Source organism: Xanthobacter sp., assembly GCF_041911315.1.
GTDB classification, from domain to species: Bacteria; Pseudomonadota; Alphaproteobacteria; order Rhizobiales; family Xanthobacteraceae; genus Xanthobacter; species Xanthobacter aminoxidans.
The window spans coordinates 25,220-47,688 of record NZ_JAYRPE010000054.1; the positions used below are offsets into that span (position 1 = coordinate 25,220).

Genomic DNA, 22,469 nt, shown 5'->3' on the forward strand with positions numbered 1-22,469 from the left:
GCCGGTAGCCGGGCCCGTATCCTTTTGCCCTGCCTCGATCCGGAGCCCCGATGGACACCGTTCTCACCAACGCCCGCCTCGTCCTCGACGATGCCGTCGTCGCGGGAACCATCACCCTCCGGGACGGGCGCATCCTCGCCATCGACGCGGGCCGCGCCACCACGCCGGCCGCCATCGACTGCGACGGCGACTTCATCGCCCCCGGCCTCATCGACCTGCACACGGACGCGCTGGAGGGCCATTTCGTCCCCCGTCCCAAGGTGTTCTGGCCGGATGCGCGGGCCGCCGCCCTCGCCCATGACGGGCAGACGGTAGCGAGCGGCATCACCACCGTGTTCGACGCCATCTGCGCCGGCGGCTTCGACCAGGCGAAGGCGGAGCGGCGCGAGCTGTTCGGCACCATGCTGGATGCGGTGGAGCAAGGGGCGCCCCTGTTCCGCGCCGACCACAAGGTGCACCTGCGCTGCGAGATGACCGACCCGAACGTGCTCGATCTGGTGGAGCCGACGCTGGCCCGGCCAAGCCTCGCCTTCGCCTCGCTGATGGACCACACGCCGGGCGCCCGGCAGTGGCGCAATGTGGAAACGCTGCGCAATTTCCTGCTGGGCATCGGCAAGGACGCCCGCGAGGCCGAGCGCGAGATCGGCGAGCGCACGGCCCGCGGTCGCGCCAACGTGGCGCGCAACATGCCGCCGCTGGTGGAGATGCTGGCCTCAACCGGCCTCGTATTGGCCAGCCACGACGACACCACCGAGGCCCATGTGGCCGAGGCGCAGGCCGCCGGCTGCACCATCAGCGAGTTCCCCACCACCCGGGAGGCGGCGCTGGCGGCCCGCGCGGCCGATCTCGCCACCATCGGCGGGGCGCCGAACGTGGTGCGCGGCGGCTCCCATTCCGGCGGCGTCGCCATGGGTGCGCTGGCGCAGGAGGGCCTCGTGGACGCCCTCGCGTCCGACTACGTGCCGGCGAGCCTGCTTCAGGCGGCGACGCGCCTCCACACCGTGGACGGCATGGCGCTGCCGCAGGCCATCGCCCTCGTCACCCGCAACCCGGCGCAGATGGCGGGCCTCGCCGACCGCGGCCGGCTCGAAGCCGGGCTCCGGGCCGACGTGGTGCGCTTCCGCATCGTGGAAGGCACGCCGGTGGTGCGGCAGGTGCTGGCGGAAGGCGAGCGCGTGTTCTGACGCGCCGGCCTTTTTTAACAACGCCGTAGGACAGCGCCTCAGAACAGCGGCGGCACGATGCCCACCGGGAAGCCGGCGAGCTTGAGCGTTCCGGCATCGAACGAAAGCGCGAAGATCGCGCCCTTGCGGCCCTCCACCTGCCCCGGCTTGCCCACCATGGCGAGGGCGCCGACGATGGGCGCGATCTCCCGCGGGATGGCGCCGGCCTTGTCGAGACCCTGCACCAGATCGTTGATGCCGGCGAAGCCGAGGTCGAGCTTGCCGTTGAGCCGGCCCTGGCTATCGAGCGCCACCGCCCCGGTCGCCGTCACGGCGATCTTGGGCGAGGTGATGTGGAAGCGGTCAAGCTTGGCGACGCCGCCCGCATTGGCCCAGGCGCGCATGCGCTGCGCCACCGACATGGGCCGCAGGTCCGCCGAAGCCGTCACCGTGCCCTGAAGCGCCATCTCCACCGGCCCTTCCGCGCCAAGGGTATTGAGGAGCGCGCTTTGGCCACCGGTGAAGCCGGACGCATAGTCGACGCCGTCGGGCTTGCCGTCCTGCCCCGGCGAGCGGCGGGCGTGGAACTCGAACAGATGGGCGGAGAGGATGGAAACCGGCTGCGCGCCCGTGGCGGCGGGCTGCTCGAGCTTCAGATCGTGCGCCTGAAGCGAGAAGCGCTCCGGCCGGCCGGAGAGATCGCCGACGCCGCTCATCTGCAGCAGCGACCACGCTGCCACATAGGACTGCCCGGTGGTGAGGTCATCGACCCGCGCCGGCCCGACGAAGTCCGCGACGAGGTGGTTGGGTGCCCACACCTGCGCCACCGCCTCGACCGAAGCCGCAGTGAAGCGCATGGCGTCGCCGCCCACGGTCTCCAGCTTCGGCATCAGGCAGCGCAGCTCGAAGCGGAAGGGGAAGCCGGCGAGGTGGCGGTCGGTGCAGGTCCAGATGCGGCCGAGCTTCGCCTCGCGGCCGATCCAGGCATCGATCTCGCGCTCGGCGCGCCCGGCGGCATAGAACCACAGGCCGCTCCAGACGATGGCGGCGACCACCACTAGGGCCACGGGAACGATGACGAGCCAAGGCTTCGGCCGGCGCCCGGACGCTTCGGGGGGTGGTGAAACGGGAGCGGGCGAAACGGGGGCGGATGGGACAGGGGCGGTCATGGACATCCTTGCGGCTGGCCACGGTCGCCCGTGGCTTGCGATGGTCCTTGCCGGCTGTTAGGCGACGGTCCGGCGTTTCTGTCAACGCCGGGAAGGTGTGTCGGGCCCATGGCGGACGAGCGGTCGGCGAGCGGAGGCGGCAACGCGCCGGAGGCGGCGGGGCAATCGGTCACGCCTTCCGCCGCGGCGTCAGGTCAGCACGGCGATGTCTGGGTGTTCGCCTACGGCTCGCTGATGTGGAATCCAGGCTTCGCCTTCGTCGAGCGCTGCGAGGCCCGGCTCGTGGGCGCCCACCGCACCCTGTGCGTCTATTCCTTCCACCATCGCGGCACGCCGGAGAAGCCGGGGCTGGTGCTCGGCCTGGATCTCGGCGGCTCCTGCCGGGGCATCGCCTACCGGGTGGCGGCGGCACAGTGGCCGCAGACCCATGCCTATCTCACCGAGCGCGAGCAGATTTCCGGCGTCTATCGCGAGGTCATGCGGCGCGTGCGCCTGCTGGACGGATCGGGACGCGACGCACCGGCGGTGGCCTATCTGGTCAACCGCGCCCATCCCCAATATGCGCCGGGCCTGACCCTCGATGACCAGCTGGCGCTGGTGCGCCGCTCCCACGGCAAGTCGGGGCCGAACACGGATTATGTGGTGGCGACGGTGAAGGCGCTGGAGAGCCTCGGCATCCGCGACCCGGGCCTCGCCTACATCACCCAGCACCTGACGGCGAGCCACGCTCTGCCCCCCGTGCTGCCGGACGATGCGGAGGGCGACGGGTCGCCCTGAGACCGCCCGCTTACGCCGCGTGGCGGCGGGCGGGCAGGCAGAGCGCCTGGACTGCCGGGCGGGGCAGCGCCGGGACCTCGCCGCGTTCCATCGGATTGCGGCCCATGAGGCTGCGATCCATCAGGCGGCGCAAGGCAGGCGCATTCTCCTCGCCGAACACATGGATGTGGATTTCGTCGCCGCGCATCCTGAGCGCAGCCGTGCGGGCATGGCTCGCCGGCCCAGCCCACATGGCGATGGAGCCCGCAGGCGTGCGCCGCGACACCACCGCGAGGGCGTCCGGATAATCCGGAGCGGCGTCGGGCCGATAGACCGAGAACACGTGGCGCAGGCCGTCTTCGTCGCGCCAGAAACGGTAGCGCGCACCGAGGGCGGCGTGCTTGAGGCCGTTGAGGCCACCGGCGTCCACAAGGGGGACAAGGAGCGAATCAGTTGCGTTCATGAGAACGAAACTAGAACGATCCCCCGCGATCGATCAAGAGTTTTCCACAGGGGTGGACAACGGGGACGACTCGGCGCTCGCGCGCGCCCTGAGATCGGCCGGTGCGCGGGGGCCGAGTTCCGCCAGTCCCTCGGCAAGCAGGCGGTCGCTGGCGGCCTCGATGTCGGCCTCGAGCCGGGCCATGATCTTCTGCCGCGGCAGCCCCGGCGGGATGGGCGGGAGGATCTCGACGAGGATGGTTCCGGGCCGCTTCAGGATGCTCCGGCGCGGCCAGTAGAGGCCCGAATTGAGCGCGATGGGCAGGCAGGGCACGCCAAGGCTGGAATAGAGATGCGCCACGCCGAACTTGTAGTCCGGCGGCGCGCCGGCCGGGCGGCGGGTGCCTTCCGGGAAGATCAGGATCTGCCGGCCCTCGGCCATGTCGGCCTGCGCCCGCCGCGTCATGGCCTTGAGCGCCGCCGAGCCACCCTTGCGGTCCACCGGGATCATCCGCGCCCGGGCCGCGAACCAGCCGAACACGGGGATCGACATCAGCTCGCGCTTCAGGATGAAGGCCGGGTCGGAGAACAGCGGCAGCAGCGCCAGCGTCTCCCAGGCCGACTGATGCTTGGAGGCGATCAGGAGGGGACCCTCCGGGATGTTCTCGATGCCGCGGAACTCCGCGCGCGTCCCGACGATCACCCTCAGCAGGAACATGGTGGTGGCCACCCACCACAGGACGCCGGTGCGCCACAGCCCCTGGCGCGACAGGAGCGGCAGCGCGGGAAGGAAAGCCAGCAGATAGAGGGTCGTCACCAGATAGAAGGCGATCTGGAAGACGAGCGAACGCAGGAAGGTCAAGGCGGTCTCCCTGCCCCGCGGCCGGGCGGCCGGGAGCGCGTGTTCAGTGCGACGCGGCGGCCGCCCCGGCCGTCGGCGCGGCAGCGGCCCCGGAGCCCGCCACCGCCTGGGCGGGACGGATCTTCACCGTGGCCATGATGTACTTCAGATATTCCTTCACCAGCAGCTTCAGCGTCCCGGTATCGGTCCACCAGTTCTCCGGCTCGGTGCGGCTGGTGACGACGGGATAGGCCACCAGCTCCACATCGGGAAGGGCGCGCGACAATTCCATCATGGCGCGGGGCATGTGCCAGGAGGATGTCACCACCACCAGCGAGCGGAACCGCCGCTCCCGCGTCCACTCCGCGGCTTCCAGCGCATTGCCGCGCGTGTTCAGCGCCTTGTGGCCGAGATCGATGCAGCAGTCCATCAGCCGCTCGCCGTCCGGCAGGGCGCGCCGCATCTCGTCGGACGAGGTGGCGGGATTGACGCCGGTGATGAGCAGGCGCTGGCCGAGCCCCTCATTGAGCAGGGAGACGGCATCGATGATGCGCGACGGCCCGCCGGTGAGCACGACGATGGCATCGGCCGGCTTCACGCCCGCGGGCTCGCGGCCAGCGATCTGGGTGGTGAAGGCAACGAAGCCGACGCCGGCGACGACGGCCCCGAGCGTGCCGAGCGTCAGAGCGGCGACGGCGAGGCGGCGCAGCAGGCTGCGACGCGGTGCCGGCGATGGCCGCGTGTTCGTGGTCGCCCCGCTTCTGGCCGTGCCGGTATCGGACTGCCCGGGACCGATTTGCGCCCTCATCCTGCGCTCGGTGCTCGACATGGTCATGGAGCCAACGATGGCGCCGGAATGCGGCAGAGGCGAGGTGACGCACCCCCGGCCACCGCCGCCCCCACCGCCGCGACGCGAATCATGTGATCGTCCTCAACGTGCGGTAAACGGTGACGCGGGAGGTGAGCGCCGTCGCCAGCGCCACGATCGCCACCGACACCGCGATGCCGAAGAAGCCGAGATAGCCGGGATTGAGCCAGCCGAGCACGGTCGGCAATTCCGGATCGCCGCCGAGGCCGAGGCGCGGGAGCGCGGCCAGCGCCCCGAACACGGCCGCCGCCGAGAGCCCGCCGATCAGCCCGCCCTCTGCGCCGATCTTGAGGAAGTGACGCTGGAACTGGGCCGCGATGAAGCCGTCCCGCGCGCCGACGAAGTGCAGCACCTCCACCACCGAGCGGTTGGTGGCCACCGCCGCGCGGGTGGCGAACACCACCGAGAGCACGGTGGCGAGCCCCACCAACACCAGCAGGACCACCGCCACCAGCATCACCCCGTCCGTCACCGCCACGAGGCGGCGCGACCAGCCGCGATGATCGTCCAGCGTGGCGGTGGGGATGCGGTCGGTCAGCGTGCGCTTGAGCTTGGCGAGATCGGGCGGGCTCGCCCCGTCGAGCCGCACCACGATCACCCGCGGCACCGGCAGGTCGCCGAAATCCAGCCCCGAGCCGAGCCACGGCTCCAGCAGCCGGGAGGTCTCCTCCGGCGTCAGGACATGCACGTCGGCGATGCCGGGCGTCTTGCGGGCGATGTCGGCGGCGGCTTGCACCTGGGAGTCGGTGGCCTGCTTCTCGCCGGCACGGATCTGGATGGTGACTTCCTGCGTCACGTCGGAGCGCCACTGGCTGGCGGTCGCCCGCACCGCCACCGCCGTGCCGATGGTGAGGCCGGCAAGGAAGGTCATGATGGCGACCACCGCCACCAGCGCCCGCCCGGCGATGGTGGAGGACGGCACGATGGAAGCCAGCGCCCGCGCCTTGGCGCGCGGCGCCTCGCCCTCGGCCGGCGGCTTCTTGGGCTGCGGGTTCTGGGGCTGGGTGGCGGCGTCAGTCGTAGACATAGAGGCGGCCGTCGGCGATCACGAGGCGGCGGGCGTCGTACTGGTCCATGAGCGCGATGTCATGGGTGGCCAGCAGCACCGACGTGCCGGACTTGTTGAGTTCGATGAACAGGCGGAGCAGGCGGCGGGCGAGGGTGGGGTCCACATTGCCCGTGGGCTCGTCCGCCAGCAGGAATTCCGGCCGCCCGATGAGGGCGCGGGCAATGGCCGCGCGCTGCTTCTCGCCGCCCGAGAGCACCGGCGGCAGAACATGCATCCGGTCGCCGAGGCCGACCCAGCTCAGAAGCTCCGTCACCTCGCCGCGATAGCTCGCCTCCTCCTTGCCGAGCACGCGCAGCGGCAGGGAGACATTCTCATAGGTGGTGAGGTGGTCGAGCAGGCGGAAATCCTGGAAGACGATGCCGATGCGCCGGCGCAGCACCGCCACCTCGTCGGGATCGAGGGACGAGACATCCCGCCCGAACAAGGTGATGAGCCCGCGCGTCGGCTTCAGCTGGAGGAAGAGGAGGCGCATGAGCGTCGTCTTGCCGGCCCCCGACGGGCCGGTCAGGAACTGGAACGAATTGGGCTCGATGCCGAAGGACACATCCTTCAGCACCTCCGGGCCCATGCCGTACCTGAGGCCGACGTTCTCGAACCGGACCACGCCCCAACCCTTCGCTCGAATCGCGCCACGGCGCCCCGCCCCACCATAAACGAAGCGGAAGGCGTCGCCACGGGGGCGCGGAAGGCCTGCCCCGCGCGAGTGCCGAGGGGTGGGGAAGGGCTGTCCCGCATTGCGCCCGCCGGGTCCGGCGGCTATCTCGGGAGGGCGCCCGCGGCCCCGACGGCCACGCTCGCGCTCTGGCGAAGAGGGACCATGAACCTGCCGAACGTCAGCGTCCTTTATGACGAGAACCGCATCGCCGCGCGCAACCACGCCCTGGCGGTGGAGATCGCCGCGCATGCGCCCGAGCGGCTGCTCGCCGTGGCGGTGCTGAAGGGCTCCTTCATCTTCGCCGCCGACCTCCTGCGCGCCATGCACACGTCCGGCCTCGCGCCAGAGGTGGAGTTCATGCACCTCTCCTCCTATCGCGAGGCGACCATCTCCTCCGGCCAGGTGGAGATCCTGAAGGACGTGGAGAGCGACGTGCGCGACCGCGACGTGCTGCTCATCGACGACATCCTGGAATCCGGCCGCACCCTCGCCTTCGCCAAGGACCTGCTGATGGCGCGCGGCGCGCGGCGGGTGCTGGTGTGCGTGCTTCTGGAGAAGCCGGGCAAGAGGGCGGTGCAGATCGAGGCCGATTTCGTCGGCTTCACCTGCCCGGACGTGTTCGTGGTCGGCTACGGCATGGACGTCGCCCACGCCTTCCGTCAGCTGCCCTTCATCGGGCATGTGGAGGGGCTGGAGTAGCCCTCAGCCCCCTCCCCTTCAGCACCCCATAAGTCTCAGCCGCCCTTGGCCTTCAGCCGGGACTGGATCTGCTGGCCGATGTCGAAGGCCCGCTGCTCCAGCAGCACCGGCGTCTCGCAGACATAGATGAGGGACTTGGCGCGCTCGTCGAAGATGCGGGTGTCCCAGTTGAGCTGCTCGTCGAGCTTACGGCTCTCGGCTGTCTCGGGCGCGGTGATGGAGGTCTGCGCCTTGCTCAGCTCGTCGGCCTCCTCGCGGATGCGGTCGGCGAGGCGCTGCTGGCCGTGGGCGTAGCGCACGATGCCGTGGATGATCTTGCTGCGCTGGTCGTTGATGATCTCGTAGACCCCGGCCATCACCCGGAGCAGGCCCTTGTCCGCCTCGGCGCCGGCCTCCTTCACGAAGCCATCGAGCAACGGGCCGAACTCCTTGGCCGGCGTGCGACGGGAAGCGAGCTTCACCGCGAGGGAGGCGGCATCCTGGTCGTCGGTCCATTTGCCTGCGGAGGCCGGGTCCGGGCCGCTCCACACCTGCGCGAGGTCGATCTCCGGCGTCCTGCGCTGCGGGCAGGGCCAGTCGGGATCGGCCTTCGGCTGGGCGGCCAGCGGCCCCGCGCTCAGGACAGCGGCGACCCAAAAGAGCGATACCTGGGCCGAGGCGGCGGCAAGCGAACGGATCACGCGGCTTCTCCTTTTGGCCCGCCCCGCCGCCCCATGATGCCGCGGCCCGGATCGTAGGCGACGACGGCGAGGGCGAAGAAGACGATGGTGGTGCCGAGCACGACGGCGAAGGCCTGTGGCTCGAACGCGCCGTAGAGCGCGTTGCGCACCAGTTCCACGGCATGGGTGAAGGGGTTGAGAAGGCAGACGATGTACAGCGTTTCGCTGGCATCGCGGATGCGCCACAGCGGGTAGAGCGCCGAGGAGGCGAAGAACATCGGGAAGATCACGAAGTTCATCACGCTGGCGAAATTCTCCAACTGCCGGATCAGCGAGGAGATGACGAGCCCGATGGCCCCCAGCATCAGCCCGGTGAGGATGAAGGCGGGCAGCGCGGTGAGATAGCCCATGGGCGGGATGTCCACCTCCCACAGCCGGGCGATGGCGAGGAAGACATAGACCTGCGCCAGCGACACGCTGACCCCCGCCACCAGCTTGGAGAACAGCAGGTACCAGCGCGGGAACGGGCTCGTCAGCAGCACCCGCATGGAGCCCACCTCCCGGTCGTAGACCATGGAGAGGGAGGACTGCATGCCGTTGAACAGCTGGATCATCACCGCGAGGCCCGGCGTCACGTAGACCTCGTAGAGCACATAGGTCTCGTAGGGCGGGATGATCGAGACCCCGAGGGTCGAGCGGAAGCCGGCGGCGAAGATGAAGAGCCACACCAGCGGCCGCACCAGCGCCGAGAGGAAGCGCTCCTTCTGCTGCACGAAGCGCAGCAATTCGCGGCCGACGATACCGGACATGCACACCAGATAGCCGGCGGGGCCGAGGTGTCGCACGGGCGCGGCGGGGGTCTTGCCGACGCTGGCCTCGCGAAGATTCCCCTCGCTCATGCCGCGTCCTCCGCCCGCGCCGCCGTCATGGCCCGAAACGCGGCCTCCAAAGCCGCCGTGGGGCCATCGGGCGCACGCTCTTCCGCCGGACGCAGATGCGCGCCGGTCACCTCGCGCGCGGTGCCGTGGGCGATGATGCGGCCCTTGTCGAGCACGTAGATGAGATCGTCGGCCCGCACCTCGTCGAAGATGTGGGTGGCCCACAGCACCGCGAGCCCCTCTTCCGCCACGAGGCGCCGCACGATCTCGACGATGGCGGAGCGCGACGGCAGATCGAGCCCCACCGTCGCCTCGTCCAGCAGCAGCAAGCGGGGGCGGTGGATGAGCGCGCGGGCGATCTCCACCCGCCGCGACTGGCCGCCCGAGAGGGTGCGCACCTTGTCGTCGATGCGGTCGGCGAGGCCCACCAGCGCCAGCAATTCGGCGATGCGGGCCTTCACCTCGCGTCCCGCCATGCCGTGCAGGGCGCCGTGATAGGCCAGGTTCTGCCGCACCGACAGATCGAGGTCGAGCGTGCGGCTCTGGAACACCACGCCCAGCTCCGCCAGCGCGGCGGAGGGCGCGCGGGAGAGGTCGTGGCCGAAGATGCGCACCCGCCCCTCGCGCGTCGCATAGAGCCGCGTCGCCAGCGAGAACAACGTGGTCTTGCCCGCGCCGTTCGGCCCCAGCAGCGCGACGAAGCAGCCAGCCGGCACGGTGAGCGAGACGCCATCCAGCGCGCGGCGCGCGCCGAAGGCGTGGCTCACCGCCTCGATCGCGAGCGCCGGAACCTGCGCAGCATCGTTCATTGCGGCGAGACCACCACGCCCCACGGCGCGCCGCCGACCTTGATGGACTTCACCACCTTGAGGTCCTGCACGTCGATCACCGACACGTCGTTGGAATTGCCGTTGGTGGTGAAGAGCAGCTTTTCGTCCGGCGTGAAGGCGAGCTGCCAGACCCGCTGGCCGACGAGGAGATATTTCTGCACCTCGAAGGTCTCGGCATTCACCACCGCCACCCGGTTCGCCGGGCCCAGCGCGACGAAGGCGGTCTTGCCGTCCTTCGTCAGGCGCACGCCCACGGGCTGGATCGCCTCCTTGGACACGCCGGGGATCTGGAACGTGACCTTGTGGATGATCTTGCGCGTCTCGGGATCGATGACGGACACCGTGCCGCCGACCTCGGCGGAGACCCACAGGCGCTTGCCGTCCTTGGAGAATTCGGCGAAGCGCGGGCGCGCATCCACCAGCACGTTGGCGAAAATCTTGTTGGTCTTGGTGTCGATGAAGTGGGCCATACTGGTGGTTTCGGAGGTGGCCACCAGCGTCGCCCCGTCCGGGCTCACCGCCATGCCTTCCGGCTCGGTGCCCACCGGCACCTGCGCCACCACCTTGTTCTGCTCCACGTCGAGGACCGTGACCTGGTTGTCGTCCTCGTTGGCGATGTAGAGCGGATTACCCGAGGGGTGCAGCGCGAACAGTTCCGGGTCGGGGCCGGACTTCAGCTTGCGCATGACCTTGAGGGTGGTGGGATCGATGGCCAGCACCGCATGGTCGTCGCTGGCGCACAGGAACAGCACCTTGCCGTCCGGGCTCATGGTGATGCCGCGCGGCCGGCGGCCGATTTTCACCGTCTGCTTGGCTTCCAGCGTGGTCGAATCGATGACGGTGATGGAATTGCCGCGCTCGTTGGAGACGTAGACCGTATAGGCCGAAGCCGCATCCGCCGCCGTCAGCGCGGCGGCTCCGGCGAGAAGGGCAACGAGCCGGCGCAGGGCGGTCGGGGTCATCGGGTTTCCTCCAGAATTCGGGCGTGTGTGGCGCGATTCGCGTCGCGCGCTTTGTCCCGGCATTTCAGTTCAGCCGGCATTTGGATTCGCGCTCGTCCACGCCGAGGGTATCGAGCGGGGTGCGCTGGTGCAGAAAGCCCTCCTCCGGCGCCACCGAGACGATGCCGAGGGGCTGGGCGATGAGGAGGGGTTGGCGCACCTGCTGGTCCCACGGCCGCACGCTCACCGGCACGCCCTTGAAGGCGGCGAGGCTGAAGTCGGGCGAACGCATGAACTTCGCCAGCGCCACCGGGTCCGCCGTCTTGGCGCGGGTCGCGGCCTCGCCGACCATGCGCACGGCGAGCCACGCCTGATAGTCGGTCGCGCGCATGGGGCGGCCCGTCGCGCGCAGGAAGCGGTTCTGCAATTGGGCCGAGCCCCACGCATCCTGCGCCGGATGCCAGGTGCCCGCGGTCAGGCCCTGCGTGCCCACTACGAGGCGGGGCTCGAAGGTGCGGAAGGGGATGTAATTGCCGAAATCGTTGGCCTCGTCCGCCACCACCAGCACGTCCGCATCCACGCCCCGGCTGAACACCAGCGCGTCGGAGCGGGTGATGCTGTCCGAGCGGTCGCGCCCCAGCGGGCCGAAGGTCCACGGCTTGTCGGCGACGATCTTGAGCCCGAACTTCTTCGCCGATTTGCGCAGCGCGTCGGCATAGAGCTGATCCGCCGGATTCGGCCCGACGATGAGGAACAGCTTGGTCCAGCGCTTCATGGCGAGGAACTGCATCAGCGCGTCCGCCAGCATCGCCCGGCTGGGCGCGACGTGGAAGATGTCGGCCCGGCACTGCTCGGCGCGCAGCGCATCGTCGGTGGCGCCGATGTTGAACAGGGTGACACCCTTGCCCTTCACCGCGTCGTCCACCTTGAGAAGGTCCGCCGCCGGCAAATTGACGACCAGAAGCTTGATGCCACCGTCCGCCAGCTTGCGCGCCGCCTCGCCCGCATCCTCGTCCTCGGCCAGCGTGACCGGCTCCAGCGCATAGCTCTGGCCAGTGAACTGGCCGGTCGTGTTGTTGTCCTTGATGGCGAGTTCGGCACCGGCCACCGCATCATCCGCCGGCACGGCCAGGAGATCATAGAGCGGCGGCGGAGGAACCTCGCGGGTGAGAAGGCCGAGCCGCAGCTCCACGGGAGCGGGCGTTTGGACGGTCGTTTGGACGGCTTCGGCAGACTGGGGCGCACCACCTGCGGGTTGCTGCGCCAGCGCCGTCCCGACACCGCCCGCGGCGCCCAGCAGCAGGGCGCAGGCCGCGGCGAGAAGCAGGCGGGGCCAGCCAGGACCCGGCCAGTCGAGGCGCCAAGAAAGGCTCATGGGAAGGCTCATGGGCAATCGGGGCTCAGTCGATCCGGGTCGTCGGGAGGGGAAGATGTAGCCATCATCAGCCAAAAACGGCAACCGAATAGACATAAGAAAACAATAAGATGATCTCTCCTTGCCAGCGGCGGGCCGGCTGTGACACGCTCCCGACTGCCAAAGGTTCCCGATGATGTCCGGCGCTCGTTTCGTCTTTGCCCTTCTTTTCGCAGGCGCAACATTTTTCAGCGTGACAGGCCGCAGCTTTGCCGCGCCCGTCCCTATGGCCATCTTCGGCTTCGAGTTATTTGACGATACGGCAGACCAGCGCAACAGCATCCGTGCGGAACAGGATGCGCGGCTCAAGCTCATCAATGCCGAACTCGTGCGCCTGCTCGTGGAAACCGGGCAGGTGACACCCGTCGATCTCAAGCCCTTCGCCGCGCGCATCGAGGAGGCCTCCCCCTTCTTCAAGTGCAATGCCTGCGAGAACGAGATCGCCGCCGATGCCGGAGCGCGGTTCGAGGCGGTGGGCGTGGTGCGCAAGGTGTCCAATCTCATCCTGTCCATCGAGCTGCAGGTGCGCGAAGTCGACCTGAAGGGCGTCGAAGGCAGCGCGAAGGTCTTGCGCGCGGGGCAGGTCGATATCCGTGGCAACACCGACGATTCCTGGATGCGCGGCGTGCGCTATTTGATGAAGAACCGCATTTTCGCCCCGGGTCTGCCCGAGCTTTCCCAATGACGCGGCCGTCCGGCCCGTTCACCATCGACCAAACACTGTTGGAGGAACGTTTCCATGAGGCAGATGATTGCCGCCGCGGCGGCGCTTGCGGTCGCGATGATCCCGCTCGCCGCTGACGCGCACGGCCCCACCCGCAAGAAGGTGACGGAGAGCGTCGAGATCAACGCGCCGGCCGACAAGGTCTGGGCCGTGATCTCCAATTTCCAGGACATGAGCTGGCATCCCGCCGTCGACAAGCAGGAAGGCAAGGGCGGCAACGCCGTGGATGCCACGCGCCTGCTCACCCTCAAGGGCGGCGGCACCCTCGACGAGGTGCTGGTGAAGTACGAGCCGGAGCAGAAGACCTATTCCTACCGCATCAATGCGGTGGACGTGAAAGTGCTGCCGGTGACGAACTATTCCTCCACCATCGCGGTCATTCCCGTCGATGCCACCCACACCAAGGTGGAGTGGCGCGGCGCCTTTTATCGCGGCTATCCCAACAACGACCCGCCGCCGGAACTGAGCGACGAGGCCGCCGTCGCCGCCGTGACCGCGGTCTATCGCGGCGGGCTCGATGCCCTGAAGGCCAAGGTCGAAAAGGGCTCCTGATGGCCCTTGTGCGGCGCGCGGCGGCTCCGGCGATCCTCGCCGCGGCGGCCGCGCTCCTCGTCGCGCCCCGGCCTTCGGTCGCGGCGGAGGCCTTCATCACCAACCAGCCCGGCAATGAGGTGGCGGTGGTGGCGCTCGATGGCGCCGCCGCCCCGCCGAAACTCGTCGGGCGCATCCCTGTGCCCGGCGAGCCGGCCGGCATCGCCGTGAGCCGGGACGGACGCCGCGCCTTCGTCACCAGCCCCGAGGGCAAGGCCCTGTCGGTGATCGACACGGCGACCCGCTCGGTCGAGAAGCGCATCCATGTGGACGGCGGCCCGCTGGGCGTGGCGGTCGCGCCCTCCGGCAAGCCGGTCTATGTGGCGGACTGGTATGCGGCGCGGCTCCTGGTGGTCGATCCCGACACGCCCGACGCACAGCGCGTCGCCCACACCGGCGCCTCCCCCTCCGGCGTGGCGGTGACGCCCGACGGCGCCCTCGTGCTCAGCGCCGATCGCGACGACGATCAGGTCTCCATCATCGATGCCGCGACGCTGGAGCGTCTCGCCGTGGTCAAGGTCGGCACGCGCCCCTTCGGAATCACGTTGTCCGAGGATGGGCGCACCGCCTACACCGCCAATGTGGGCTCGAACGACGTGAGCGTCATCGACGTCGCCGCGCGCAAGGTGGTCGGCACGGTGAAGGTGGGCAACAGGCCCTATGCGGTGGCGCTCGCCGGCACGCTCGCCTTCGTCACCAACCAGTATGCGGGGACGGTGAGCGTGTTCGACACCACGACCCTCGCGTCCCGCACCACCATTTCCGTGGGCGAGTATCCCGAAGGCATCGCCGCCTCGGACGACGGGCGCGCGGTCTATGTGGTGAACTGGTTCGACAATTCCATGAGCGTGATCGACACGCAGACGCTGAAGGTGGTCTCGACCCTCGAGGTGGGCGACGGCCCCCGCGCCTTCGGCGTCTTCCTGCGCCGGACGCCCTGACGGCACCGCTCGGCTCTGTCCCTCAAACGAAAACGACCGGCGGGGGGCCCGTCGCAAAATCCCTGAAAACGAAAACGACCGGCGGGGAACTCGCCGCAAAATCCCCGAAACGAAAACGACCGGCGGGGAACCCGCCGCAAAATCCCCGAAACGAAAACGACCGGCGGGAAACCCGCCGGTCGTCGTTCTTTTGGCCTCTATCGCAGAAAGATGGCGGCCAACCGCTGGAGCAGACCCTTCGGCATTGGCGGAGGGTTTCCGCTCTGTCCAGGGTGGTTTCCGCTCTAGGCCGCGAAGGGGTGCTTGGCCTCGTTGCGCTTGTCGGTCGCTTCCTTGGCGGTGGGGGTACCGGCCACGGCGCGAGCGATCGAGAGCTTGGTCGCCTCGTAGTTGAACTGCTGGATCTTGGCGTCGTCGGCCGCTTCCCAGTGGATGAACACACCCACGCAGATGAAGAGGTCGTCGGCTTCCTCGACCGGGATCACGCCTTCGGCCACGGAGTCCTGCACCGCCTTGGCGACGCCGTACTGCGCGGGGCCGAACATCTGCACGGCCTGCCGGGCGTCCTTGATGGTCACCTTGTTGAACATCACGGTGTTGGGCTTGCAGGGCAGGTTCGGCGCGAGCACCGCGAGGAGGGACGTGAAGCCATCCTTGTTGTTCGTCAGGCTGGTGACGAACGCCGTCTCGGCCGCGCTGCCGCGCGGGCCGATGATGAGGTCGATGTGGGCGACCTCGTTGCCGTCACCGACGAGCGCCTCACCAACCAGAACCTTGCTGATCTTAGCCACCTTCTGTCCTCCCTCGTAGATCGACTAGGGATGACCGCCCCCGAAGACAGTTCCGGACGGCGGTCCTATGCCGCCTACCCTTGTTGTCAGCGCTCGGCGCGGAATGCCGAACCGGTTCACCAGATAGCGCGCGGAGCCTAGCCGCGCCGAGGCTCGCCTGCAAGCCGCCGCGACAGCGAATCCATGCCGCGGCGCAGCGTGAAAAATTGGCCGGCAAAACGCCTGGTAGCGACCTTGCGAACGGTCCTGCGAGAGGCTCGCAGGACCGGGCCGCGACCTGCCCCTGCGGCGGCAGCGGCGGCCGGATGCCTGGATCGATGGGCAGAACGTGGCGGGAAGTATTGCGGTTGTTCAATACCAATCTTCCCGAGACATCTTGCCGAACATTCCTGTTGGCACTCAGCTTGCTTCTTAATTTTTGCACAGATTGCCCGTGAGAAGGCAGCCTGCCGGTCAGTACAGCTTGAATGGCTAGCGAAGGTTTGTCGCAGAGGGACGGAAGCAGGGGAGTGGCACACGCAGCGCCGGTCTCAGGAACCCTGGTCATGTTCATTGTTCTATACGCCTGCCTCATCAGCGCTCCGGCCACCTGCCGGGAGGAGAAGCTCAGCTTCTCCATGGAAGCGAGCGCGCCCATGACCTGCATGATGTCCTCCCAGCAGGCCATCGCGCAGTGGAGCGAGAGTCATCCCCAGTGGCAGATCGGCCGCTGGAAGTGCGTGGCCGCCGACCGCCTCATGCGCGACATCTGAACCGCGCGGCGGACAGCACCACACTGCCGCAACGGCAATCTCGCCCTTGAACGGGGCGCGGTGCCTTCCCATCCTCTAGTCCAAGGTCCGCGTCCTGTGCGCGGCACCGGGAGGGATGGATGAATCACCTGAAGACGGCGATCCTGCTCGCCGGCATGACCGCCTTGTTCATGGCCGTGGGCTTCGCCCTCGGCGGACGCGGCGGGATGATGATCGCATTCGTGGTGGCGGCAGGCATGAACCTGTTCAGCTACTGGAATGCGGACAAGATGGTCCTGCGCATGTACGGCGCGCGGGAGGTGGATGATCGTACCGCGCCCGAGTTCGTGGGCATGGTGCGGGAGCTGGCGCGGCGGGCGGACCTGCCCATGCCGCGGGTGTTCATCATGGACAACCCCCAGCCCAACGCCTTCGCCACCGGTCGCAATCCACAGAACGCCGCGGTCGCCGCCACCACCGGCCTGTTGCAGACGCTAACGCCGGAAGAGGTGGCGGGCGTGATGGCGCACGAGCTGGCGCACATCAAGCACTACGATACCCTCACCATGACCATTACCGCGACCATCGCCGGCGCCATCTCCATGCTGGCGAACTTCGGCCTGCTGTTCGGTGGGGGCAATCGGGAGAACAACAATCCCTTCGGCTTCATCGGCACCATATTGATGGTGGTCCTGGCCCCGATGGCCGCCATGCTGGTGCAGATGGCCATCTCCCGCTCACGCGAATACGAGGCCGACCGGGGCGGTGCGGAGATACTGGGGCGGCCCATGGCGCTCGCCTCGGCGCTGGCGAAGATCTCCGGCGAGGCGCATCAGGTGCCGAACTATGAGGCAGAAGCGAACCCCGCGACTGCCCACATGTTCATCATCAATCCCCTGTCCGGGGCGCGGATGGACAATCTCTTCTCCACCCACCCGGCGGTGGAGAACCGCATCGCGGCCTTGCGCGATCTGTCGCAGCGGATGGGCGGCGGAGGTTTCACAGCACCTGCTTCGGCCCCGGCGCAGCCGCGCCGTGGGCCGTGGGGGTGATGTTCAGCCCCGGCCCGGCCGCACCGGCGGCACGCTCTGCGCTTCCCGGGTGCGCACGAAGGTCCAGATGACGCGCAGCGTGCGCGCGACCTCGCCCGTGAGCACCAGTTGCGAGGTGCGGCGCGGCCCGCCGGTCGCGGCGAGGTCCACGCTCTCCTCCACCACCAGCGGCAGATGGGGCGCGGCGAAGGCCCAGGCCTCGCCGTTGGGCAGGCTGAGCAAGGCGGTGTGCGGATCGTCCAGCCGTTCCACCGTCACCGAGGGGTGCAGGTGGAAGCGGATGGCGAAGGTCTCCGCCGGCAGCGCGCCCCCCTCCTCCACCGGCCGGAAGATGTCCTCGCCGTCGAGCCGGTTGCCCTCCAGCGCCAGCCGCCACGAGCGCTGGTGCAGCAGGTTGAAGGCCTCGGCATAGCCGTCATGGCTGGCGCGCAGCAGCAGCGCGTTGTTCCGCGTGCCGCGCTGCACCTCCACATGCTTCGGCCCGGCGACGATGGGCGCGCCGAAGATGCGCGTCATGGAGCCGCCCTGCAGGAAGCGGCAGGACGAGGTGTCGGCGATCACGGCGGTGGAATGCGCCGCGGTGGAGCGGGCCACCTGCCGCCACATCTCCCGGTGCACCTCCGGCACGCCGCAATTGATGACGATGCGCTGGCGGGCCGAGGAAAATTCGAAAGCGAGGCAGCTCGCATGCGCTTCCCAGCTCGCCACGGTGGGTGGCGGCGGGCCGGTGTCGGCGATCAGCATCAGCGAGCGGGCATCGAGCCGCTGGTAGCCGGAATAGGGCGCATTCGCCACCGGCGCGCCCCGCGCGTCGTCGAAGGCGAGGATGGTGGCGAGCTGGTCCGCCGCCGTGTGGCCCATGCCGTGGAAATGCGCGAAGGCGCCGTCGCCGTGCCGGAAGAAGCGCAGCATGGGCATCATCCGGTCCACCGCATTCATCAGCGCGGCCGGGGCCTGCTGGTTGCGGGCGGTGAAGGCCTGGCGCAAGGGCAGAAGGTCCAGCAGCAGCTCGATGAGCATGCCGGGATTGCGGGTCAGCGGGCCGCCGTCCGGCAGGATCTGCCGATCCAGCTCCTCGGCGAGGCGCTTCTGCGCGGCCTTGAGGAGACGCGGCTGGTCGGACATGCACAGCCCGGCAAACACCAGCGCCACGATGGCGATGAGACGGGGATATCCGTCCGGCGCATCGCTCGCCATGCGGCGCAGCTGGCGCACCTGCTTGGCCAGCGAGCGCATGAAGCGGCGGTAGAAATCGTGGTCGGCGTCCTGCAGCAGGAAGGTCGCCTGGGTGAGCCAGGAGATGATCCGCCGGGCCGCCACGTCGGGGCGCGCCGCCACCGCCTTCGCCTTGCCGGGATCGCGGATGAAATCGCCGACGAGGGCGCGGGCATTGGCCCGGGCGATGGTGGTGTTGGCGGCCTTCAGGTGCCGCAGCCAGCCGAAGCCGTGCAGCGCCTCGGCCCATTCCACCGAGGGCGGCACAAGTTCGAACGCGGTGCGGCCGTCGAGCGCCATCACCTTTCCGGCGAAAGCGAATCGGCCGGAATAGATTTCACTGGCGACGGTGGCGTCGCCGGTCCTCAGATCCTGCGGGGCGATGAGAAGGCGCTCCGGCACCGGCACCGGCACATAGCCGAGCGGCACGGCGCGGCCGCCGATGCGTGCGAGCACCGTCTGCGACCAAAGCTCCAGCAGGAGGGTCGCCAGTTGCGTGCGCTCTCGCAGCCCGCCTCGGCTCACGGCGCCTCCCGGCGTGTGGGCGTGGCCCTTCCCGGCCAGCGTGCCGACCAGATTTCTGGCCACGGCCTGCAGCGGGCCCGCCGATCCATTCCAGATACCCATGCGCCTGTCTTCACCAGCCTCTAGCCCTTGCGGGAGGCTAGGCGCGGGTCAGCCTGCCGGGCTTCCCTTGCGCCGCAGCCGGGCGGCGAAGAAGCCGTCGAGTCCCGACCGCTCCGCCTCCCCCCGCATCCAGTGACTTGGAAGAGTGCGCACATCCCCTTGAGGAGTTATGAACAAATCAAGGCCTTCCACCTCTCCGGCACCAAGCGGCGCCCGTTCCACGTCGGTGCGGGCGGCCAGAAGCCGCTCCACCTGCGCCTCGCCCTCCTCTGGCTCCAGCGAGCAGGTGGAATAGACGACGAGGCCGCCGGGCTTCACGAGGTCGATGGCGTGGTCGAGCAGCCGCGCCTGCAAGGTGGCGAGGGTCGGGATGTCCGCCGGCCGCTTGGACACCGCGATGTCCGGATGCCGGCGCAGGGTGCCGGTGGCGGAGCAGGGCGCATCGAGCAGCACCGCGTCGAACGGACCGCCGGCGAAGGTCGCGGCGTCGCCCTCCACCACGGTCGCGGCGAGGCCGAGCCGCGCCAGATTGTCCCTGAGGCGGGTGAGGCGGGCGCCGGAACGGTCGACCGCCGTCACCTGCGCCCCCGCGGCGACGAGCTGCGCCGTCTTGCCGCCGGGGGCGGCGCACAGGTCCGCCACCTTCAGCCCGTCCACTTTCCCGAGCAGCCGGGCAGGAAGGGCGGCGGCGGCGTCCTGCACCCACCATTCCCCTTCCGCGAAACCGGGCAGCGCCCGCACCGGACCGGCCTGGAGAATGCGCACCGTACCGGTGGGCAGCACCTCGCCCGAAAGTTTCTGCGCCCATTCAGCGGGATCGGCCTTCACGGTGATGTCGAGGGGCGGCTCCACCCGGTGCATGGCGGCCATGGCGCGCGCGGTTTCGGCCCCATAGGCCTTGGTCCAGCGCTGGCGCAGCCAGTCGGGCGTATCGGCGAAATCGGGATCGACCCCGGCCATGAGCGCCTCGCCCTCCCGCGCCAGACGGCGCAGCACGGCGTTGACGAGGCCGGCGAAACCCACGGTGGAGCGGTCGGCGCGGGCGAGGTCCACGCTGAGACCCACCGCCGCATGACTCGGCACGTCCATGAACAGGATCTGCGTCGCCCCGGCGAGCAGCACCGATTCCAGCCGCGGCGCCGACTTGGGAAAGCCGCGCTCCATCAGCTTGCCGAGCACGGCACGGAGCGTCCCGAGCCGCCGCAAAGCGGTGGCGACGATGCGATAGGCGAGCGCCCGGTCGCGCGGCTCCAGCGCCGGGCCATCCAGCGCCTCCTCCAGCGCGGCGCCCTGCCGCAGCACGGCTTCCAGCGCGTCGACGGCGACGGCGCGGGCGGACAATCCGGGGGTTGCGGCAACGGGCTTTGGGCTGCCGCCGGGGCGGCGGGAGGAGGCGGGAGCGCTGCGGGGAGTCTTCATCGGGGAAGGTAGAGCACGAACCGGGGCCGGTCGCCAACGCCCCCAAAGGGCGGCCCCTCCGGCACCTCCCGCCGCTACCGCTGACGGAACGTCGCCCGCCGGCCGGCCCGCCGCGCAAACCTTGCCTCGCCAGCCCCGATCCCGTAAGACGCTTTGGTAACGCCCCGGACCAGAGCCGGGGCTTTCCTTTGTGCGCGCGGTCGAGGTCCGAACCACCCGCGCTGGGTTCAGGAGGCACCACCGCGTGGCCAATGTGGTCGTGGTCGGCTCTCAGTGGGGCGACGAAGGCAAGGGCAAGATCGTCGATTGGCTCTCCGAGCAGGCGGACGTCGTCGTCCGCTTTCAGGGAGGCCACAATGCCGGCCATACGCTGGTCGTCGGCGGCGTCACCTATAAACTGTCCCTCCTGCCGTCCGGCGTGGTGCGTCCCGGCAAGCTGTCGGTGATCGGCAACGGCGTCGTGCTCGACCCGCAGGCGCTGGTGGACGAGCTGGCGCGCCTTGCCGCACAGGGCATCGAGATCGGTCCCGACCGGCTCCGCATCGCCGAGACCGTGCCGCTGATCCTGCCGCTGCACCGCGAGCTGGACGCCCTGCGTGAAAGCGCCACGGCGGAAGGCGCCCGCATCGGCACCACCAAGCGCGGCATCGGCCCGGCCTATGAGGACAAGGTGGGCCGTCGCGCCATCCGCCTCGTGGACCTGACCGACCCGGCAACCCTGCCGGCCAAGGTCGATCGCCTCCTCACCCATCACAATCTCATCCGCCGCGGCCTCGGCATGGCGGAAGTGGACGGCGCGGCGCTGGTCGCCGAGCTGATGGCGCTCGCCCCCAAGGTCCTGCCCTTCATGGACCGGGTGTGGGAGCTCTTGGACAAGGCGCGCCGCGAGGGCCGCAAGATCCTGTTCGAGGGCGCGCAGGGCGCGCTGCTCGACATCGACCACGGCACGTATCCTTACGTCACCTCGTCCAACACGGTGGCGGGATCGGCGGCGAGCGGCACCGGCATCGGGCCGGGCGCGCTGGATTACGTGCTGGGCATCACCAAGGCCTACACCACCCGCGTGGGCGAAGGTCCCTTCCCCACCGAGCTTCTGGACGAAGTGGGCAAGACGCTGGGCACCAAGGGCCACGAGTTCGGTGTCGTCACCGGCCGCGCCCGCCGCTGCGGCTGGTTCGATGCGGTGCTGGTGCGCCAGACGGTGCGCACCTGCGGCATCCACGGCATCGCCCTCACCAAGCTCGACGTGCTGGACGGCTTTAACGAGTTGAAAGTCTGCGTCGGCTACAAGGTTGACGGTAAGGAAATCGACTATCTGCCGGCGGAAAGCGGCGCGCAGGCCCGGGCCGAGCCCATCTACGAGACCATGGAAGGCTGGCAGGATTCCACCGCCGGCGCCCGCTCGTGGGCCGACCTGCCGGCGGAGGCCGTGAAATACGTGCGGCGCGTGGAAGAGCTGATCGGCTGCCCGGTGGCGGTGCTGTCGACCAGCCCGGAACGCGACGACACGATCCTTGTTCACAACCCGTTTCAGGCATAATGCCGATCTGACGGCTCCGATCTGACGGCACAAGGGGAACCTCACCGCTCCGATGGCTGACTACTATCCCCTCCTGGTCCGCGCGATCTCCAGTCTGCCCCAGAAGACCGGGGAGAGCCGGCGCGCCGTCTACGATCGTGCCCGCACCGCCCTGATGCGTCAGCTGCGCGGGGTGGACCCGCCGCTGCCGGAAGGCGAGATCACCCGCGAGCGGATGGGCCTCGAAGAGGCGATCCGCCGCGTGGAGGCGGAGTTCGCCCAGCAGGACAACACGCCCGAGCCCCAGCCCGAGGACGAGGTGTTCGAGGACGAGGCGGAAGAGGCCGCGCCCCCGCCGCCCCCCGCCCGGTTCAAGCCGCCGAAGAGTTCGGCTGCCCCGGCGGCCCCGGACGAGGAGCCCGAGCCCCCCGCGGGCGAAGCCGAAAGCCGCGCGTCCGCCGCCGAGCCTCCCGCCC

The 22,469-nt window shown here is 69.4% G+C and carries 23 protein-coding genes and 1 pseudogene; 10 read left to right on the top strand and 14 right to left on the bottom strand.

Annotation, left to right across the window (positions count from 1 at the left end; translation table 11 throughout):
* The first annotated feature begins 50 nt into the window (after positions 1-50).
* Positions 51-1,184 carry an alpha-D-ribose 1-methylphosphonate 5-triphosphate diphosphatase gene (locus tag ACE3QW_RS15780; protein WP_374252412.1) on the top strand — a complete coding sequence of 378 codons (1,134 nt, stop codon included), beginning with the start codon at positions 51-53 and terminating at the stop codon, positions 1,182-1,184.
* A 38-nt stretch (positions 1,185-1,222) separates the two neighbouring features.
* Here the strand turns inward: ACE3QW_RS15780 and ACE3QW_RS15785 are convergent, their stop codons facing one another.
* Positions 1,223-2,332, bottom strand: coding sequence for a DUF2125 domain-containing protein (locus tag ACE3QW_RS15785; protein WP_374252413.1), 1,110 nt, complete (start codon positions 2,330-2,332; stop codon positions 1,223-1,225).
* A gap of 108 nt (positions 2,333-2,440) precedes the next feature.
* Here ACE3QW_RS15785 and ACE3QW_RS15790 point away from each other — a divergent pair, with 108 nt between their 5' ends.
* Positions 2,441-3,109, top strand: coding sequence for a gamma-glutamylcyclotransferase (locus ACE3QW_RS15790; RefSeq protein ID WP_374252415.1), 669 nt, complete (start codon positions 2,441-2,443; stop codon positions 3,107-3,109).
* A gap of 10 nt (positions 3,110-3,119) precedes the next feature.
* Here ACE3QW_RS15790 and ACE3QW_RS15795 read toward each other — a convergent pair whose 3' ends face one another.
* The 5 genes from ACE3QW_RS15795 to ftsE all read right to left on the bottom strand — a co-directional run bounded on the left by ACE3QW_RS15795 (position 3,120) and on the right by ftsE (position 6,911).
* Positions 3,120-3,551: a hypothetical protein gene (locus ACE3QW_RS15795; protein ID WP_156026268.1), complete on the bottom strand. Its 432-nt coding sequence runs from the start codon at positions 3,549-3,551 to the stop codon at positions 3,120-3,122.
* A 33-nt stretch (positions 3,552-3,584) separates the two neighbouring features.
* A complete protein-coding gene (locus tag ACE3QW_RS15800; protein ID WP_374252417.1) occupies positions 3,585-4,391 on the bottom strand; it encodes a lysophospholipid acyltransferase family protein in 807 nt (268 codons plus the stop codon).
* Positions 4,392-4,434: 43 nt separating this feature from the next.
* A complete protein-coding gene (locus tag ACE3QW_RS15805; RefSeq protein ID WP_374252418.1) occupies positions 4,435-5,178 on the bottom strand; it encodes a YdcF family protein in 744 nt (247 codons plus the stop codon).
* A 109-nt stretch (positions 5,179-5,287) separates the two neighbouring features.
* A complete protein-coding gene (locus ACE3QW_RS15810) occupies positions 5,288-6,265 on the bottom strand; it encodes a cell division protein FtsX (protein ID WP_374252420.1) in 978 nt (325 codons plus the stop codon).
* The gene (gene ftsE, locus ACE3QW_RS15815) at positions 6,252-6,911 is read right to left on the bottom strand and encodes a cell division ATP-binding protein FtsE (RefSeq protein ID WP_024276652.1); all 660 of its coding nucleotides are present in this window, start codon (positions 6,909-6,911) and stop codon (positions 6,252-6,254) included. Before ftsE ends, ACE3QW_RS15810 begins: the two co-directional genes overlap by 14 nt.
* Before the next feature lie 213 nt (positions 6,912-7,124).
* On the opposite strand from ftsE, the gene hpt reads away from it, so the two are divergent.
* The gene (gene hpt, locus ACE3QW_RS15820) at positions 7,125-7,661 is read left to right on the top strand and encodes a hypoxanthine phosphoribosyltransferase (protein WP_024276651.1); all 537 of its coding nucleotides are present in this window, start codon (positions 7,125-7,127) and stop codon (positions 7,659-7,661) included.
* Between the two features lie 35 nt (positions 7,662-7,696).
* On the opposite strand, the gene ACE3QW_RS15825 is transcribed toward hpt, so the two are convergent.
* The 5 genes from ACE3QW_RS15825 to ACE3QW_RS15845 form a co-directional block, all read right to left on the bottom strand.
* On the bottom strand, positions 7,697-8,341 hold the full coding sequence (locus ACE3QW_RS15825) for a hypothetical protein (RefSeq protein ID WP_374252423.1): 645 nt from the start codon (positions 8,339-8,341) through the stop codon (positions 7,697-7,699).
* Complete coding sequence (locus tag ACE3QW_RS15830) at positions 8,338-9,219, bottom strand: ABC transporter permease (protein WP_374252425.1); 882 nt, start codon at positions 9,217-9,219, stop codon at positions 8,338-8,340. The genes ACE3QW_RS15825 and ACE3QW_RS15830 overlap by 4 nt, the downstream gene beginning before the upstream one ends.
* On the bottom strand, positions 9,216-10,007 hold the full coding sequence (locus ACE3QW_RS15835) for an ABC transporter ATP-binding protein (RefSeq protein ID WP_374252427.1): 792 nt from the start codon (positions 10,005-10,007) through the stop codon (positions 9,216-9,218). Before ACE3QW_RS15835 ends, ACE3QW_RS15830 begins: the two co-directional genes overlap by 4 nt.
* Positions 10,004-10,990, bottom strand: a complete 987-nt coding sequence (locus ACE3QW_RS15840; RefSeq protein WP_374252429.1) for a YVTN family beta-propeller repeat protein — start codon at positions 10,988-10,990, stop codon at positions 10,004-10,006. The genes ACE3QW_RS15835 and ACE3QW_RS15840 overlap by 4 nt, the downstream gene beginning before the upstream one ends.
* Positions 10,991-11,054: 64 nt before the next feature.
* Positions 11,055-12,344, bottom strand: a complete 1,290-nt coding sequence (locus ACE3QW_RS15845; RefSeq protein ID WP_374252431.1) for an ABC transporter substrate-binding protein — start codon at positions 12,342-12,344, stop codon at positions 11,055-11,057.
* A 172-nt stretch (positions 12,345-12,516) separates the two neighbouring features.
* Between ACE3QW_RS15845 and ACE3QW_RS15850 the strand changes: the two genes are divergently transcribed.
* From ACE3QW_RS15850 to ACE3QW_RS15860, 3 genes are read left to right on the top strand one after another with little or no spacing between them, the layout of a single operon-like run.
* Positions 12,517-13,068 (top strand): DUF3280 domain-containing protein, encoded by a 552-nt coding sequence (locus ACE3QW_RS15850; protein WP_374252432.1) that lies wholly within the window; start codon positions 12,517-12,519, stop codon positions 13,066-13,068.
* A gap of 54 nt (positions 13,069-13,122) precedes the next feature.
* Positions 13,123-13,659, top strand: a complete 537-nt coding sequence (locus ACE3QW_RS15855) for an SRPBCC family protein (RefSeq protein ID WP_024276644.1) — start codon at positions 13,123-13,125, stop codon at positions 13,657-13,659.
* A complete protein-coding gene (locus ACE3QW_RS15860; protein ID WP_374252434.1) occupies positions 13,659-14,639 on the top strand; it encodes a cytochrome D1 domain-containing protein in 981 nt (326 codons plus the stop codon). Before ACE3QW_RS15855 ends, ACE3QW_RS15860 begins: the two co-directional genes overlap by 1 nt.
* A gap of 284 nt (positions 14,640-14,923) precedes the next feature.
* Here the strand turns inward: ACE3QW_RS15860 and fae are convergent, their stop codons facing one another.
* Entirely contained in the window at positions 14,924-15,430 is a 507-nt protein-coding gene (gene fae, locus ACE3QW_RS15865; RefSeq protein ID WP_024276642.1) for a formaldehyde-activating enzyme, read from the bottom strand.
* A gap of 545 nt (positions 15,431-15,975) precedes the next feature.
* Here fae and ACE3QW_RS15870 point away from each other — a divergent pair.
* On the top strand, positions 15,976-16,182 hold the full coding sequence (locus ACE3QW_RS15870; RefSeq protein ID WP_024276641.1) for a hypothetical protein: 207 nt from the start codon (positions 15,976-15,978) through the stop codon (positions 16,180-16,182).
* A gap of 119 nt (positions 16,183-16,301) precedes the next feature.
* Positions 16,302-17,213, top strand: coding sequence for a zinc metalloprotease HtpX (gene htpX, locus ACE3QW_RS15875; protein ID WP_029556229.1), 912 nt, complete (start codon positions 16,302-16,304; stop codon positions 17,211-17,213).
* Between the two features lie 3 nt (positions 17,214-17,216).
* Here the strand turns inward: htpX and ACE3QW_RS15880 are convergent, their stop codons facing one another.
* The gene (locus ACE3QW_RS15880; protein ID WP_374252437.1) at positions 17,217-19,055 is read right to left on the bottom strand and encodes a heparinase II/III family protein; all 1,839 of its coding nucleotides are present in this window, start codon (positions 19,053-19,055) and stop codon (positions 17,217-17,219) included.
* A gap of 48 nt (positions 19,056-19,103) precedes the next feature.
* A complete protein-coding gene (gene rsmB, locus ACE3QW_RS15885; RefSeq protein ID WP_374252439.1) occupies positions 19,104-20,474 on the bottom strand; it encodes a 16S rRNA (cytosine(967)-C(5))-methyltransferase RsmB in 1,371 nt (456 codons plus the stop codon).
* Between the two features lie 244 nt (positions 20,475-20,718).
* Here rsmB and ACE3QW_RS15890 point away from each other — a divergent pair, with 244 nt between their 5' ends.
* On the top strand, positions 20,719-22,014 hold the full coding sequence (locus ACE3QW_RS15890; RefSeq protein WP_024276637.1) for an adenylosuccinate synthase: 1,296 nt from the start codon (positions 20,719-20,721) through the stop codon (positions 22,012-22,014).
* 52 nt (positions 22,015-22,066) lie between these two features.
* Positions 22,067-22,469 (top strand): annotated as a pseudogene (locus ACE3QW_RS15895) (hypothetical protein); the annotation flags it as partial.

What these genes read in the sequence shown, in the direction of transcription:
- ACE3QW_RS15780 (WP_374252412.1), top strand. Translation starts at nt 51, where the DNA reads ATGGACACCGTTCTCACCAACGCCCGCCTCGTCCTCGACGATGCCGTC.
- ACE3QW_RS15785 (WP_374252413.1), bottom strand. Translation starts at nt 2,332, where the DNA reads ATGACCGCCCCTGTCCCATCCGCCCCCGTTTCGCCCGCTCCCGTTTCA.
- ACE3QW_RS15790 (WP_374252415.1), top strand. Translation starts at nt 2,441, where the DNA reads ATGGCGGACGAGCGGTCGGCGAGCGGAGGCGGCAACGCGCCGGAGGCG.
- ACE3QW_RS15795 (WP_156026268.1), bottom strand. Translation starts at nt 3,551, where the DNA reads ATGAACGCAACTGATTCGCTCCTTGTCCCCCTTGTGGACGCCGGTGGC.
- ACE3QW_RS15805 (WP_374252418.1), bottom strand. Translation starts at nt 5,178, where the DNA reads ATGAGGGCGCAAATCGGTCCCGGGCAGTCCGATACCGGCACGGCCAGA.
- ACE3QW_RS15810 (WP_374252420.1), bottom strand. Translation starts at nt 6,265, where the DNA reads ATGTCTACGACTGACGCCGCCACCCAGCCCCAGAACCCGCAGCCCAAG.
- hpt (WP_024276651.1), top strand. Translation starts at nt 7,125, where the DNA reads ATGAACCTGCCGAACGTCAGCGTCCTTTATGACGAGAACCGCATCGCC.
- ACE3QW_RS15830 (WP_374252425.1), bottom strand. Translation starts at nt 9,219, where the DNA reads ATGAGCGAGGGGAATCTTCGCGAGGCCAGCGTCGGCAAGACCCCCGCC.
- ACE3QW_RS15835 (WP_374252427.1), bottom strand. Translation starts at nt 10,007, where the DNA reads ATGAACGATGCTGCGCAGGTTCCGGCGCTCGCGATCGAGGCGGTGAGC.
- ACE3QW_RS15840 (WP_374252429.1), bottom strand. Translation starts at nt 10,990, where the DNA reads ATGACCCCGACCGCCCTGCGCCGGCTCGTTGCCCTTCTCGCCGGAGCC.
- ACE3QW_RS15845 (WP_374252431.1), bottom strand. Translation starts at nt 12,344, where the DNA reads ATGAGCCTTTCTTGGCGCCTCGACTGGCCGGGTCCTGGCTGGCCCCGC.
- ACE3QW_RS15850 (WP_374252432.1), top strand. Translation starts at nt 12,517, where the DNA reads ATGATGTCCGGCGCTCGTTTCGTCTTTGCCCTTCTTTTCGCAGGCGCA.
- ACE3QW_RS15855 (WP_024276644.1), top strand. Translation starts at nt 13,123, where the DNA reads ATGAGGCAGATGATTGCCGCCGCGGCGGCGCTTGCGGTCGCGATGATC.
- ACE3QW_RS15860 (WP_374252434.1), top strand. Translation starts at nt 13,659, where the DNA reads ATGGCCCTTGTGCGGCGCGCGGCGGCTCCGGCGATCCTCGCCGCGGCG.
- ACE3QW_RS15870 (WP_024276641.1), top strand. Translation starts at nt 15,976, where the DNA reads ATGTTCATTGTTCTATACGCCTGCCTCATCAGCGCTCCGGCCACCTGC.
- htpX (WP_029556229.1), top strand. Translation starts at nt 16,302, where the DNA reads ATGAATCACCTGAAGACGGCGATCCTGCTCGCCGGCATGACCGCCTTG.
- ACE3QW_RS15880 (WP_374252437.1), bottom strand. Translation starts at nt 19,055, where the DNA reads ATGGGTATCTGGAATGGATCGGCGGGCCCGCTGCAGGCCGTGGCCAGA.
- rsmB (WP_374252439.1), bottom strand. Translation starts at nt 20,474, where the DNA reads ATGAAGACTCCCCGCAGCGCTCCCGCCTCCTCCCGCCGCCCCGGCGGC.